Source organism: Frankia sp. R43 (assembly GCF_001306465.1).
GTDB lineage: Bacteria > Actinomycetota > Actinomycetes > Frankiales > Frankiaceae > Parafrankia > Parafrankia irregularis.
This window is the reverse complement of record NZ_LFCW01000003.1, coordinates 970,330-985,636: the sequence shown is the minus strand read 5'-3', so window position 1 is coordinate 985,636 and position 15,307 is coordinate 970,330. Positions and strand designations below refer to the sequence as shown.

6 protein-coding genes and 1 pseudogene are annotated in these 15,307 nt (G+C 68.0%); 4 read left to right on the top strand and 3 right to left on the bottom strand.

What is annotated here, in order from left to right; translation table 11 throughout:
• Nucleotides 1-7,931 (bottom strand): DNRLRE domain-containing protein (locus tag ACG83_RS17570; RefSeq protein WP_054567210.1); only part of this gene is annotated, 7,931 nt, incomplete at its 3' end.
• 1,802 nt (nt 7,932-9,733) lie between these two features.
• Here ACG83_RS17570 and ACG83_RS17565 point away from each other — a divergent pair.
• Nucleotides 9,734-11,308, top strand: a complete 1,575-nt coding sequence (locus tag ACG83_RS17565) for a lytic transglycosylase domain-containing protein (protein ID WP_054567209.1) — start codon at nt 9,734-9,736, stop codon at nt 11,306-11,308.
• A 168-nt stretch (nt 11,309-11,476) separates the two neighbouring features.
• On the opposite strand, the gene ACG83_RS46080 is transcribed toward ACG83_RS17565, so the two are convergent.
• On the bottom strand, nt 11,477-11,623 hold the full coding sequence (locus ACG83_RS46080; protein ID WP_200931330.1) for a hypothetical protein: 147 nt from the start codon (nt 11,621-11,623) through the stop codon (nt 11,477-11,479).
• 194 nt (nt 11,624-11,817) lie between these two features.
• On the opposite strand from ACG83_RS46080, the gene ACG83_RS46075 reads away from it, so the two are divergent.
• Nucleotides 11,818-13,644 carry an RHS repeat-associated core domain-containing protein gene (locus tag ACG83_RS46075; protein ID WP_369812896.1) on the top strand — a complete coding sequence of 609 codons (1,827 nt, stop codon included), beginning with the start codon at nt 11,818-11,820 and terminating at the stop codon, nt 13,642-13,644.
• Between the two features lie 10 nt (nt 13,645-13,654).
• Nucleotides 13,655-14,023: a hypothetical protein gene (locus ACG83_RS17550; RefSeq protein ID WP_152991413.1), complete on the top strand. Its 369-nt coding sequence runs from the start codon at nt 13,655-13,657 to the stop codon at nt 14,021-14,023.
• A 223-nt stretch (nt 14,024-14,246) separates the two neighbouring features.
• On the opposite strand, the pseudogene ACG83_RS42500 reads toward ACG83_RS17550, so the two are convergent.
• Nucleotides 14,247-14,411 (bottom strand): annotated as a pseudogene (locus tag ACG83_RS42500) (IS256 family transposase); the annotation flags it as partial.
• 112 nt (nt 14,412-14,523) lie between these two features.
• On the opposite strand from ACG83_RS42500, the gene ACG83_RS42495 reads away from it, so the two are divergent.
• Nucleotides 14,524-14,952, top strand: a complete 429-nt coding sequence (locus ACG83_RS42495; protein WP_083473313.1) for a DUF4259 domain-containing protein — start codon at nt 14,524-14,526, stop codon at nt 14,950-14,952.
• Nucleotides 14,953-15,307 lie beyond the last annotated feature (355 nt).

Below are 15,307 nucleotides of genomic sequence, written 5' to 3'. Positions count from 1 at the left end.
AGCCGGGTGCCGTTGCGGACGGCGAGGCGGCCGAGTCCGTCGTAGCCGTAGCTGGTGGTGGTGCCCGCGGCGGTGTCGGAGATCAGTTTGTCGAACGCGTCGAACGTCGTGGTCGTGGTGGTGCTGCTCTCGACGCGGGTGGCCAGGGTGCCCCGCGCGGTGTAGGCGTAGGTCGCGGTGCCGTCGGTGAGCAGCCGGTTGCGCTGGTCGTAGGTCGCCGCCGTCCCGTTGACCGAGGTGCGGTTCCCGGCCGCGTCCCAGCCGTAGGTCGTGGTGACCGACGCCGGGTTGGTCCAGGAGGTGAGCCGGTCGGCGCGGTCGTAGGCGTAGGTCTGGGTGCCGGCGGCGGCGACCCCGACCGGGCCGATGGTCGTCGCGGTCGGGTTGTCGTTGGCGTCGTAGGTGTAGGTCTGGGTCCGCAGGGTGCCGCCGGTGCCGGTGAGGGTGTCGGAGGTGGTGCGGCCGAGGTCGTCGTAGCCGAAGGTCCGGGTCGCGCCGGCGCTGTAGGTGACGGAGGTGAGCTGGCGGGCCTGGTCGTAGGCCAGGGTGCGGGAACCACCCGTGGTGGTGCCGTTGACCTGGGTCAGGTCGTCGCGACTGTTGTAGACGAACGAGGAGTAGGAGCCGGGGTCGCTGCGGGAGGTCATCCGTCCGTTGGCGTCGTAGGTGAAGGTCGTCGTGCCGCCGTTACCGGAGCCGCCGGTGACCAGGCCGCGGTCGTTGTAGGTGAAGGCCTGCGAGCCCTGCGGGTGGGAGATGGCGGTGATCTGCCCGGCCAGGTCGTAGGTCACCGTGCGGGCAGCGGCGGTGGCACCGCCCCCGGACCCGCTCTCCGCGGCGAGCCGACCGAGCTCGTCGAACGTCCGGGTCCGGACGACCCCGCCCGGTGCTGTCTCGCTGACGGGAAGGCCGGCGGCGTCGTAGGAGGTCTGCCAGGTCCGGTCCGTGCCGTTGGGATACGCGGTGGTCGACGCCTCGATCTCGGACTCGCGCAGGTTCAGCGGGTTGTAGGTGTAGACGACCCGGTTCCCTCGGCCATCGGTGCGCCGGGACATCAGCCCGGCCTTCGCGTAGCCGAACGACGTCGTGATCGACGTGGTCCCGTCCACCGGCTCGACGTAGGTGCGGAGCTGGTTCAGCGCGTCGTAGGTCGCGGTTGTCGTCCAGCCCAGGGCGTCGGTTTCGCTGACCGGGTTCCCGGCGGCGTCGTACCCGGTCGACACCGCGCGCAGCTGCACGTCGCTCGGGGAGAGCTGCGCGATCTGCACCGCGCGGCCGGCGCGGTCGTAGGAGGTGCGGGTCGAGCGGCCGAGGGGATCGGTGACCTCGACGACCCTGCCGGCGAGGTCGTAGCTGTAGGAGGTGAGGTTGTTGCCTTCGTCGCGGCTTTCGGTGAGGTCGCCGGCCTGGTTGTAGACCGCTGTCCGGGTCTGCCCGCCGGTTGCGTTCGCAGGTGTGCGGACGGTGACGACATCGCCGGCGTCGTTGTGGAGGCTGTAGGTCGTGAACGTCGCCGCGGGTGTGCGTTCGGTCTGCGTCGTCGCCCACACCTGGTCGAGGTCGTCGTAGGCGTAGAACGTCCAGGCGCCGAGCTGGTCGACGGTGGACACGACGTTGCCGATGTCGTCGTAGAGGATGCGGCTGACCCCGGCCGTGGCCGTGCCGACCTGTGGGTCGGTGATGGCGACGGGGCGGTTGAGCTTGTCGTAGACGGTGCTGGTCGTCTCACCGCGCGCGTCGGTGTAGGTCAGGACGTTGCCGTTGTCGTCGTACGTCCACGACTCCGTCGGCGTGATCGCCGTTGTCGCGCCGGGCGGGGTGTACGGCTGGCGGGTCCGTTGGGTGGGTTGACCGGCAGCGTTGTAGGTGATCGCGGTGACGTTGCCGCGGGCGTCACGGTCACGGATGACCTCGCCGTGGACGTTGAGGATCCCGTCGACGCTCTGCGTCTGGTCCGTGGGGGCGGCGCCCCACTCCTCGGTCGAGACCAGCGGTGACGTGGTCTTCGAGGTGACGCCGATCTGGTTGGTCCCGATCGTCGTGGTGAAGGCCGCGTTCGGCGGCCCGCCGGCGACGTACCCGCGGGGGTCGGTCACCCCGGTGACGAAGCCGCGCTGGTCACGCTGGTAGGTGGTGATGTAGGTGGCGGTGCCGTCGCCGAAGACGGTCTGTGAGGTGGGCCGGGACGCGTCGTCGTAGGCGGCGTCGACGCGCTCGGTCGCGGTGGTGCCGGCGGCGCTGAGCACCGTCGAGGTCACGTTGTCGTTCGCGTCGTAGGTGTAGGTGGCGGTCCGCCCGACGGTTCCGGGGGCCACCGTGTTCGAGGTGACGCGCCCCGCGGCGTCGTAGGCGGTCTGCGCGGTGCGCAGCCCACCGCCGGTGGTGGTGGATGTCGGGTTGCCGGCCGCGTCGTAGGTCCGGTCGACGAGGACGACGTCGCGGGTACTCGTCGTCGTCAGGGTGCCGCTGGCCATGTCGGGGGTGCGAACGCCGCGGCGGATCTCCTGACGGGGCAGGTCGTCCAGCCAGTAGGTGTGGTCGGTGGTGCGGCCCTCGGCGTCGGTCACCGACGCGAGCCGGCCGGCCGGGTCGTAGGCCCGGGATTCGGTGAGCAGGTCGCGGGGCGTCGAGCCGGCGACCGGGTCGTCGACGAAGTCCTCGACCGTCGTCGTCGCGAGCAGGTTCTTCGCCGTGTAGGTGTGGCTGGTGACGGTGCCGTTGCCGTCGGTCTCCGTCGCGATGTTGCCGTTGGCGTCGTAGGTGAGCGACGTCGTCGACGACGCCGAGGTACCGGCGGCGACGGTCTGAGATGTCTGCCGGTCGGCGTTGTCGTACATGTAGGTGGTGGTGCGGGCGGTGTCACCGCCGGTCGAGTCGGAGACGACGACCTGGGTGAGGTTCCCGTTGAGGTCGTAGCTGTTCGTGGTGACGGCCGTGCGGGTCACCGTGTTGATCGGGTTCGTCACCCCGGGAGTGGTGACGGTCGCGATCCGGGAGAGCTTCGTGTAGGTCGTCGTGGTCGTCAGGCCCGCTGTGTAGGTGTCGGAGATCTCCTTCGATGTCAGCCGCCGGCCGATCTCGTCGAAGGTGTACTCGTGCACCAGCCCGGCCGGGTCCTGGTCGCGGCGCAGGTCACCCTTGGAGTCGTAGCCGAAGGTCGTGATCTTGCCGCGGGCGTCGGTCTGACTGGCCAGCAGCCCGCGGGGGACGGTCCCGCCGCCGATCGCGCTCTCGGTGCCGTTGGTGAACGCCGAGCTGGTGGTCCGTCCGGTCGGGAAGTCCGTGGTGGCGGGCGTCCGGGTCTGGATCAGATCGCCGGCGGCGTTGTAGGTGTAGGTCGTCTTGTAGGCATCGTGGGTGGGCGATGACGACCGGGCGTCCCGGTACTCGGTGATCAGGTCGTTACGCGGATCACCTGGCGCGCCGACGAAGTAGGTGTAGTACTCCGTGTAGAGGACAGGGCTGGTGCCGACCATCGCGCGGGCGGTGGTGCGGCCCAGCACGTTGCCGCGGGTGTCGACCTGCAGCATGAGCAGGTTTTCGTTCTCGTCGCGGACCTGGGTGAGGAAGCCGCGGTCGTTGTAGCTGAACGTTCGCTCGTCGGCGCCGTCGCGCCGGGAGATCAGCTGACCGTTCTTGTACTCCCAGTCGGTGGCGTGCCCACGCGGGTCGGTGATGCGGATCGTCGTCGTCGCCCCGGTGGCCTGCACCGCGAACGACGTGCGGTTGGCCAGGCCGTCCTCACGCCAGGCGACGGTGCCATCGGTGTTGTAGCCGACCTTCGTGTCGATGTTGCCGCGCGGCAGCGTGATCTGGGTGATCTTGCCGTTCGCGCCACCGCTCGACCCGTAGGTGTAGGCCGTCGGGGTCGTCGTGTGCGGCGCCGTGACACCGGTCAGCTTCCCGGACGTATAGGCGTACGACCAGGTCAGTGCACCGCCGTGCGCGGTCACTGAAGGTGTCGACACGGAGCTGACATGGGTGCCCGACCAGCCGAAGGTCAGCGCCCGTCCGCTGGTCACGCTGGTCGCCGAGGTGAGCCGCGCGTTGCCGTCGTAGGCGAGCGTCAGCTGCCGGGCGGCGGAGTCGGTGACCCTGGTCAGCCGGCCGTCCGACCGGAAGGCGTACGAGCTGCCGCCCTTCTCGGTGAGGATGGTCGCGGACGAGAGGATCAGGTTGTCGAGCCGGCCGGAGCCGGTCGTCTCGGCGAACGGACCGGCGCGGCTGCCGTAGTAGACCGCCGGGTCGTTCACCAGCAGGATCTGTGTCCCGTTGCGCATCACCCGGATCTGGGCACCACTCGTCTCCACCCGCAGCACGTCCGCCGCGGTGCAGCAGGTACCGGCGGCCGAGGTCGCCACCGTCGTCTCGACGTTGTCGTCCCGCTTCACCAGCTGCCAGGTGCCGGCAGAGGGCTGCGCGACGAGCCGCCAGTAGTTGGCCGCGTCGGCGTACCGGAACGCGAGTCCCAGGCCGGCCTGCGAAACCGGCATGGTGAATGAGAACGCGCCGTCGGAAGCACCTGAGACCGTGGCGACATTGCGGTTTCCGGACGCGGTCGCGAGATAGGCGGCATTGCCGTTGACACCCCAGATCGCGCTGCCGGCGTTCAGCCACTTCTCGCCGTTGTCCGTGGCACCGAGCGAGGAGGTCGAGTTCGCTCGGGTGACGGAGTCACGATGCTGATCATCGATCATGGTGATCGAGCCGATCCGCCCGGAGCCCGCGCTGGCCCAGTAGATGCCGGACCGGGTGGCGGTGCTGAACTCGGTGTCGGTCGCCGAGCCGACCACCTGGTTGTTACGCAGGATCGTGAAAATTCCGCCGGACATCGTCACCGCGTAGGTGTCAGCGGACGAACAGCAGGCGTTCGCCACCGTGGCGACCTGCGTCTCCCCCCCGTTGACCCGTTTCGCGAGAACGAGAGAGTTCGTCGACGGCTGCAGGTACAGCATCCACATGTTGTCGATGTCCTGGACCCGGAAGGAGACACCGATGCCGTCCTGCGCGACCGGCGCAGTGAACCGGATCGTCCCGTCGGCCGCAGCCGGCATCACCGCCGCGTTTCGCTGCCAGATCGAACCAGACACCAGATAGGCGTCGTTCCCCGAGATCCCCCAGGTCCCGTCCAACACCTGCCAGCTCTCACCCGTGTCCGCGAGGCCGAGCGAGATCGTCGAGTTCGCCCCCGTGAAGGAGGCGACCTTGGGTGACGGCGCCTGCAGCAGCGAGTAGACCCCTTGTGGCGGGGCGAACGTTCCGTCGGTGTTGCGGCCGAAACGCTCGACCCGACCGTCCGCCCTACGTACCAGGATGTCGCCGTCACCGGCGGCCTCCGGGTTCGCCGATCTGTCGAACTCGGAGGTCCAGCCAGGGCCGAAAATGCCGTCGAAGCCACTGAGGCTGTTATAGGTGCGGGAAACAGACAGGGCTGGCCCGACACCGGAGACCGAGGCGTCGGTGACCGTCGAGCTGTAGTTCTGCGCGAGCGGATGAACCTGTGACACCGGCGGGACGTAGGGGTCCCGACCCAGACTCGCGTCACTTGCCGACTGGGACGCCACCGGGCGAATGGCCATGGGGCCCATCCAGGCGCTCTGGTAGAGGCCATCGCTCACCCGAACGCGCCAGTAGTAGATCGTGCCCCAGGTGAGCGCCCCGGAAGGCGGCTGCCAGGTCGTTCCGGACTGCCATCCCGAATCCGAGCAGGTGCCGGAGGCCGCGTCCGTCCCGGTGCAGAGCTGGAACTGGAAGGTGAGGGGATTGGGCGCGTTGTCGGGGTCGGTGCCACTGGCGGAGAGGGTCGGGCGCAGGCTCGAGACCTCGGTGCCGTTCGGCGGCGCGACGCCGGTGACGGAGGGCTGCGCGGCGTCGAGAGTGACCGGCGTGGCCATGTAGTCGACGCCCCAGGCCGAGAACCAGGCGACGCCCGACTGCTTCATGTCCCAGCGGATCTCGTATGTCCCGGCCGGGAGCGGGTCGATCGTGGCCAGCAGGTCTATCGTGCCCCCGGGGCTGACCGCGTTGGGCAGGTTGGTCTCGGCGCCATCCTGGTCGTAAAGGACGCCGTTCTGGTAGACGTGGTACGACAGCTTGAAGGCGCTGTTCGCCGCCCAGGTCGACTGACCGCTGTTCTTGACCCTGACCATGACCGTGCCGGGAGTCGTCGCCGTCGGCTTCGTCACCCACTGAGCGGCGCCGTTCGGGTACGAGTACTGGGCGCCGTTCGAGGACCAGTTGATCTCCAGCTTCGGCCGGAGGTCCGACGGCGGGTCGGCCGGATTGCACCAGCAGTTGGCCGTGTAGAACGCCTTGCGCGCGCTGTCGTTCGTCTCCGACGCCGTGACCGCCAGACCGAAGTTGGCGTATGCGTTGTGTGTCCACAGGTGGACCAGATCACGCAGGCGGTCGTCACCGTTGCCGATGAACTCCCATTCCGGAAGACAGGCGGAGTTGCCCTGGTCACGCGCAAAAGTCCCCTCGGCCACGACCGAGCCCATGGTCGCCCCGGGCCAGGTCATCGTGTAGCCGTCCCAGGGAATCAGCACCTGCCGCAGGTACACCGGATACGGCGTGCATCCCCCCGCCGAGTCATAGTTGTAGATCTTCAGGTGGGCATTGGTGATGTGGGCGTTCGTGAGCTCGGAGCGACCCGGGAAGTTGAGATAACCGCGCTGCACGTCCGTCAGGTACTTGCCGGCGTAGAACGCCGGAAGAGTCGAATAGTTCGTGGTCGACTGCAGAGAGGAGATGTAGGTGTCGTCACCGCCGACGTACACCGAGTCGCCGATGACCGCGGGATCGACCCGGACGGGAAAGACCCGCTCAGGATCACCCAGCCACGCGGAATCAAGCTCGACCCGCAGGATCTGGCCGCCGTCGTCGCCTTCGATCAGGCTGTAGGCGACGCCGTCCGAGGTAGCCGCCATACCGTCCTTCGTCCGCGAATCCTCCATCCAGCCGGGAGGAATTGCGCCGCGGGCCTTGCCGGCGGCGTCTTCCAGCACGACCTGGCGGCCGTCGACGCGGGCCGTGAGGCCCTCCATCTCCAGCGGGAACTCCCAGACCGTCGGCGCATCGGCCGACCGCAGGACGATGACCTCCTTCATTCCGCCCGCGACGGCACCGAGTTCCAGGTCAGCTGAGTCCCGGATGTCGGCGAAGGTCGCCTTGGGACCGTCCACCTGTGCCCGCGACGACGCGGCGTTCGCCAGTCCGAACGAGAACGACGTGCCCTCGCCCAGCTCGATGCGGCCCAGCCGCGGATCTTCCGCGTCCTGCGCGACCTCGACGAGATGCTCGGTCGAGGTCGAGCGGAGTCGGCCCTCGTCGGTCTGCTCCAATGCGGTGTCGATGTCGACCCACGCGCCGGAGGCGTCCTTGAAACGCTGCGGGCCCATCGATGACTCGGTCGTGAGTGTTCCGTCCGGGTTGCGGAACTCGCGCGTGCTCTCAGCGCGCCGTTCCACCAGCTCGCTCCGGCCCGCCTGCGGCTTGCCGTCACGGTTCGGGGCGCGGTCGGGCCGCACCGTTCGGGACTCGCCGAACTCCGCCCTTACCTCGCCTCCAGGCCGCGCGGCCGCGGATGAGGTCGCGGAGCCACTGACCGAGGCCGGCGGCGGCGACGGCTTGAGGGAGGCCTTCGGATCCGTGAGGCGCACATCGCCGAGCCCCGGGGTGGTCGGCACCGCGCCGGCCAGATCCGGCACCGCCCGATCGACTGCCGTTGGATCGGGAGCTTCGACCGCCTGGGTCGCCTCCGTGGGTACCTCGTGGTCGCGGCCGTCGGCGGAGCCCGAGCTGCTCTCCGGGAGATCCATGTCCCGGAACGGGTTCTCCTGCGAGATGGGGCGGCGTCCGTGGTCACCGGTGCGTTCGACGACGACCATCGCGACGACCATGATCACGGGGATCAGCAGGAGCGCCACCATCCGGAGCCGCCCTGGGCGCGTTCGACGGCGTCGGCGGCGGCTCGCGCTCGGGTGTGGGTCGGGCCGGGAGTTCGGGTCGGGGGCAGGTGCGGGCAGGTGCCGGCCTGGCATGGAGGGCTCCGAGATCCGAGAGGATGTCCGCGGGTGGGAGACATCTGCGATTGGGCACGGTGACGGGCCGTGCCGGGTGACAACGCGGGCACGGGTACGGGCCCGTAGCCGTCGCGGCGGCGGATCCGCGACGGCTACGGGTGGCCGGGACGGGCGGGCTCGTGGTCGCCCCGGCCGGCCGCGGGCACGGCGCGGCCGTGTGGGCACAGCGGCAGCGCCGTGGCCGCCCTACCGGAGAGGGGAACTCCGGTAGGGCGGCACGCGTGAGGACAGGCCTGCCACGGGAAACCCGAGGATTCCAGCAGGCGAACTCGATATGACGGGTCGGGAAAGAAGATCCGGCGAGAGGCGCCGGCGACCTGTCCGGAGCCGAGAACGCGGCAGATGACTCCGGGCAGCACAAAGTACGGTGGATGACGGGGTACGGGTGACGGAAATCCAGGCGCGGCCACCGCATCGTGAGCCAGCCGGTGATTACATGAAGCGCCAGCGCGTTCCAGCGCATGACTCCGCGCCAGTCAGCCGAACTCGCCGGCTTCAGGTAGCGGACCGATTGCGTCAGGCAGCATCGCACACTTGTCACAGAGCTGACAAGGAATCACACAATAACCGGTTCGCTGGACTGGGAGTTGACACTCAACAGCGGGCTCGCTATTTCGCGAGCGCGCTTGCTCTTCCCCTCGCGCCGTCGGGTCGCCTGGCCAGGGGTTTGGAGCTGGCCTCTCGAGCATCGGCTCGATGACCTCCGGACATCGAGCGCGCCCCCGACGAGATGGCCGGACCAGTCCACAGTAGAACGATCAAGGTGGCGGCAACCCCGGAGCACATGGGCTGCCAGCAGAACAGGCCTTCCCGTACAGGTGTGAGGCAGATTACAGAATCTCGCTAAATCTCCCGTTTCGGGAGCAAAGACCACCGACTTCAGGTCACCATTTGTCTCGCACAGCGCACGCACAGCACACATACAGGGCGCAGCGTGCCCATCCCGGGCGTTCCGGTGCCAGGATCGCCACCGCACCTGGGGACTACGGAGAGCGATGAACTGACGAGGATCGGATCCGCCTCGCATCAGAGGCCGTACCGGCTCGGCCCTCAGGCCGCCGCGCGGTTGCCGTCACGGCCGCGTGGCACCCGCCTGGTCCGGCGGTCAGCACCCGTCACTGAACGCCGGACCAGGTAGTGGGGCCGCGAGCCGGAAATTCCCCACGCTCCCCCTGCTTTCGATGCGCGGTGTTCCACGCATCGAATGTGCCGAGCCCAGGAGCCGCGTCCCGGTGAAACGTCATCGCCGAGCCCGTCAATCACCACCTGAAGGCCCTTCCGCACACGAACCAACATCCGAGATCATTGCAGGCCGCAATTACCGAAAGTCACCGGATTCGCCAGGTGATATCGCGGCGCCCTCCGTAGGGAGCGGAGTCTTCACCAAGGTCAGCAGGCCTGGATCGATCCCGCCGACCACGGTTCTCCCAGCGATCTCCTTGCCGGAATCCCCGCCGACGCCCAGACGATTTCGACGGCGCGCGGGTGCGCATCGCGGCAGCAGATCCCGCGGCATGTTCAAAGGAACCTCGGGCCGGCACCGGCGTCCCCGAACGCCCGCGCGGCCCGCACCGGTCGCTTCACCGGAGCCGAAACGAGCCAGAGCCGCACCCAGCGAGCCGGCGCGAGCCATCTGGCGTTCCGGTCTGGTGCGCACGACGGTGCTGCCCACCGCGGTCGCCGCCAGCCTGCTCTTCTTCTGCACCGCCGCCACCCCCGAAACCAGCGGCGACACCGGCGACCAGCTCGACACCACCAAGAACCCACCCGCCCGCGCCGGCGACTGGAAACTGCCCGACCTCGTCCCCAACACCCCACCCGAAACCAACCCCGCGGACCTCACCACCGACGAACTCGCCCAGGACGCCACCTCCGACAGCGACAGCCCCACCACCAGCATCACCCTCACCGACAGCGCCAAGAAGATCCCCACCCAGCTCCTCGCCGCCTACCAGAAGGCCGCCCAGCAACTCGCCGACGACAAACCCAGCTGCAACCTGCCCTGGGAACTACTCGCCGCCATCGGCAAGGTCGAGTCCAACCACGCCACCGGCCGCAGCATCACCACCGACGGCACCGTCACCAGCCCACTCATCCTCGGCCCCCGCCTCAACGGCACCGGCGGCAACGCCCTCATCCGCGACAGCGACAACGGCGCCCTCGACCACGACACCGTCTACGACCGCGCCGTCGGCCCCATGCAGTTCATCCCCACCACCTGGGCCGGCTCCGGCCGCGACGGCAACGGCGACGGCATCAAGAACCCACACAACATCCACGACGCCGACCTCGCCGCCGGCCACTACCTCTGCGCCCGCGACCGCGACCTCGACGACGCCGCCGACCTACGCGCCGCGATCCTGTCCTACAACCCCTCCGACGCCTACGTCCGCACCGTCCTCACCTGGCTCAACGGCTACCGCCAGGGCGGCGCCACCCCCACGGCCAGCGGCATCGGGACCAGCGGAACCGGAACCACGGGGAGGGCACCGGCCAACCACACCGCCGCGACGGCATCCGGCGGGAACGCCGCCAGCCCGACCGCCTCCACCGAGCCCACCCTCGGCGACATCCCCATCGTCACCATGACTCCAAGTCGAGCGCCTGCGGCGAGCAGCCCTCCCTCCCCCACACCCACCCCGGGCCCAGCCGTCCCCGCCGCGACGTCGTCTCCACCGACGATTGATCTTGCGCCAGAGGACTGTGATCCCATGCGGGCGGCCGACCTCGCCGTCGCCTTCACGGATCTCGACCCGGACACCGCCGGCGCCGAGGCGCTCGACCTCACCACCGCGCGCCTGCCCTGGCTGAACACCACCGTCACGGTCGAGGCCACCGCGACCACCGCGGGAGGCGTGCCTGTCGCGTCTGTCGCGACAACGCTTCAGGCGACCGACGACGCGCTCGCACCCATGGTGCTCGCCCGGATTCCGGGCGCAAGCCTCGCAACGGCAAGCCTGCCCCAGGACATGCTCATCCTCACCCTGAAGATCAGATCCGATGACCGGGACTGCCCGGCAGACTTCCGCGTAAGCATCCGAAACGTCCGGCCTGGCGCGTTCGCTTCCCACCTGCCGGAACCATCTCCAACAGTCTCGCCAACGCCGAGTGAGCCGGCGACACCGGCGACCACGCCGCCCGAAGCCGAGGCGCCTGCCACCGAGGCGCCGGGCATCACATCCGCCGAACCAACGCCCTCGCCGTCCGCCCCGCCGACGCCGTGAGCCCGCGCCATACCCGCGGAAAACCGGCTAACAAGCTGTCCCTTCAGGCCACAGCGTCGGCGTGCGGGTCGGTGACCGGCAGGCGCAAGGTCTGATCGCCGAAATCGGCGATCAGGTCGGGCACGCGGGCCACCCTGATGCCCATGCGGGCGGCGATGTCCTTCTGGATCAGCCCGGTCTGCCTGCGAGCCTCGGCGAGCTGGTGCCCCGCGCCTCGGCCAGCAGCCGGCGGGCCCCGGCCTCGATCTCTGCCGGCGTCGCACGGGCCGCGTACAACTCGGCTTCGAGCGTCTCCCGGTCCTGCAGAACGGGCATGATCGCTCCTGATCCCCGATGGTGTCGGCGATAGCCGGGTCGTAGTTCAGGCCGCGTGAACCGCCGGTCTCGGTGCCGTTGACCTGGGCCAAGTTTTCCTGAACGCGACCTACGCCTACACCGCGCGGGGCACCCTGGCCACCCGCGTCGAGGGCAGCACCACCACGACCACGACGTTCGACGCGTTCGACAAACTGATCTCCGACACCGCCGCGGGCACCACCACCAGCTACGGCTACGACGGACTCGGCCGCCTCGCCGTCCGCAACGGCACCCGGCTGATCTACGGCGGCCTGGAACACGAACCCGTCACCGACGGCACCTCCGCCTACTCCCGCGACCCCGACGGCGACCTCACCTCCGTCGGCGTCGCCAGCGGGAACTACGCCACCCTCACCAACACCCACGGCGACCTCGCCGCCGCCTTCCCCACCACCGGCGCGTCACTCGCCGACAACCGCTCCTACGACCCGTTCGGCACCCCCCTGACCACCGGCCTGGCCACCATCCGCACCGGCTACCAAGGCTCGTGGACCGACCCGACCACCGGCAAGGTCTCCGCCCAGGCCCGCTGGTACACCCCCGCCACCGGCGGCTTCACCTCCCGCGACCCGATGGACGTCCCCTTCGGCGGCTCCGCGTCCATCAACCGCTACACCTACGCCGGCGCCAACCCGCTGGCCTACAACGACCTTTCGGGCTACCTCGGCTTGCCGAGCGGGTTGCAGAGCCTCCAATCCGCGCTCGAGGGCACGGTCGGAAAAGCAGGCGACTTCCTTGCCGAGGGCACTGAAAAAGTCGGACGAACCGGCATCCACATCGTCGAGGAAACAGCCGGTGTCGTGGGCCGAACCGCCAGCACGGTCGGACGCGTCGCCGCCGGTGGAACAGTCGCCGTACTCACCCTCGGCTTCGTCGTCCTCATGGCGACCCCCGTCTCCGACCTCCCCTACGAACCCGCCACCGACCCGGCCGTCCGTGAAGGCGCCGGAGGCGGAAACGGTGGCGGCGGCGCCGGAGGCGGAAACGGCGGCGGTGGTGGCGGTGGCGCTGGTGGCCTCCCCGCCAGTGGCGGCGGCGGCGGAGGCGGCGGCGGCGGCGGTGTCACGGTTCTGGAAAAGACCGCGCAAACCGTCAACCTCGAATGGCTCAACGTCCCCCTCCTCTCCGCCACCAACCCCACCAACATCCCCGTCGACCGGCCCGCACGACCCAACCCCAACAGCGGCGGCCCCGGCCTCCACGCCGACCTCGGCGCAGGCACCAAAACCCCCTACACCATCCCCCAATGCGCCCCACCCCTCCGCTGCATCGGCGACACCCCACCCCCCACCACCGGAACCGGAACCAAAACCGACCCCGACAGCACCCCGCTCCCCGACACCGCCGCCGACGGCGTCACCGACAACACCTGCGCCACCACCCCCGCCGCCAGCGGCCTCGTCGACACCTGCCGCCAGGCACTCCCCGACCAGACCTGCACCCAGACCGGCAACCCCCACACCGACCGCTACGACCTCGGCAACACCCGCATCTGCCAACACGGCACAGACAGCCTCGCCGATGCCCTCGCAGATACCCACACCACCAGCTGCAACCCCGACGAAAAATGCTATACATCATATAAATTTTCACTTGATGCGCGAGGCGCGGTCGGCAGAGGAGATGCACCGGATTACCAGATCGCGCACGCTGGGGCCACTGAATACCGCGCCGTCGGTGGCGGCGAGAGGGTCTGGGCCGACGGTTTGGATCAAAATACGGGTGAACTTCTCGATGCAAAATTTATCGGAAATCCTGGTCGCAGTCCGTTCATCCCGGGGTCAGGTATCCCCGATTTTATTCGCAGTCAGATTGCAACCAAGACTGACGATGAATTCAGGAGATACTCCGCCGTAATCAATGATTCCTCTAACCCCTTGACGGGGCTGCGAGTGATCACCAATGCGCCGGGTGCGGTACCCTACTTCCAGGGATTGATGCGAAAATATAATATACCTGGGTCTGTGGTCGTGAGATAGGAGTATGTCCGTGACGTACCTTGCCGTCTTTGAGAGCGATGCCTGGCATTTGGAGCGAGATGCTCTGGCGAGAGCCCTTGCCAGTGACTGGCCACAGGCTCAGGTGAAGCTGGCTTCCCCGGGAACCATCGGGTCCGAGGTGCGTGATGTGGAATGGGTCTACCGCTCCGAACTGGGCGAGCTGGAGGGATATGCTCACGCGAACGGCAAGGGGATTTACCTGGAGGGCCCCATCGAAGTCGTGGCTGATTTTGTGGTCTGGTATCGCAGACTAGTTCCCGACGAGGAAAAGATTATCTTCTGTGACGATTCCTACAGTTTCGACGGGGCGGTTCCGATGAATGCGTCGAGGGGAGACATTATTGCAATTTCGGGGTAATTGGCTCCGATTCGAGGGGTGAGATAAAATCCCGAGAGGCCCCGCAGGAGAATCCTGCGGGGCCTCTCGCGTGCCTACCCGGGTCATCGAAAGGTGCGGTCTCTATCGAACCCGGGGCGGTTCAGTATGAGCAGCCACAATGTACATGGCGGGCAGGAGTAGCCAACCCGCCACCCCCGACGAAGGGTCTGTAAAGTTACCGGTGTAACTGTGGCGAATCGGACTACTTGCGACCTGCGGTAAGCCGGCCGTCGAACGCGACGTCGAAGGCGTTGAGAGCGCCCTTCCAGCGGATCACCCAGCGTTTGCGGCCCTGCCCGGTCGGGTCGAGGCTCATGACCGCCATGTAGACGCACTTCAACGCGGCGGTCTCGTTCGGGAAGTTCCCGTACACGCCAACCTTGGCCGATCGAAGGGCGATTCGTCTCGGTAGTCCGCGACGCCAACAATACTTGCAAGCCGCACGTTATTTTCTAGATGAATGGAGGTGAGTAGACGGTATGAGCGCTTCAGGCGTAGGGCCATTCGAGAACGACTCGGCGATGGATCTGCTCGATGAGCTGCGAGGACTCGACGAGGGCGAGGTAATCGACGCGCTGCGTGAGGCGTTGTCGTCCGCGACCGAAGTCGAGCCCGGAGGCTACCTTGATCGTGACTTGGGCGAGCCGGCGGTAGCTGCTTCGACCGTTGCTTTGGCGAAGGTCAAGGGAAGAGACAGCGTCCTCGAAGCGGTAAAGCTTTTGGACGCGTTCCCCGAGATTCCGTCCTCCTTCTTCTCGCTGGTTGTTTCGGCTCTTTCCAGGGTGCTGCAAGAGGATTCCGAGGCCTATGGCCTGTGGGTCGATGAAGGTCGCGGAGACGAGTGGAAAGCTGAAGTGGAACGCCTCCTGAATGAAGCCAGAGATGTCACCCAAGGGACATCAGGCTGACGCCGTCCTGGTCTTTCTGCTGCCTCATCTCGTCATGATTGGCGCAGAAAATCAGAAGCCCCACCGGATTCTCCGGTGGGGCTTCTGGCGCGTCTGACGGCAACGTCAGCGGACCACGGCACCTGGACAATCAACCAACAGCTCCCGATCTACATCACGCGGATGGGAGTCACTCACGACCGGCGGGCGAAATAGTCCCCCGTGCGGATGGCCTCGGACCTGTGCCGTCAACCGGTCACGAGCCACACATTACCGGCGGCACCGGAAAAGCCCCGCTCCGCCGCGGCCGGAACCGATCCCGCACAAGCAGTGCAAGCGACCGGCGGCCCTGTCTACCCAAGGAACGGGCTCGGGT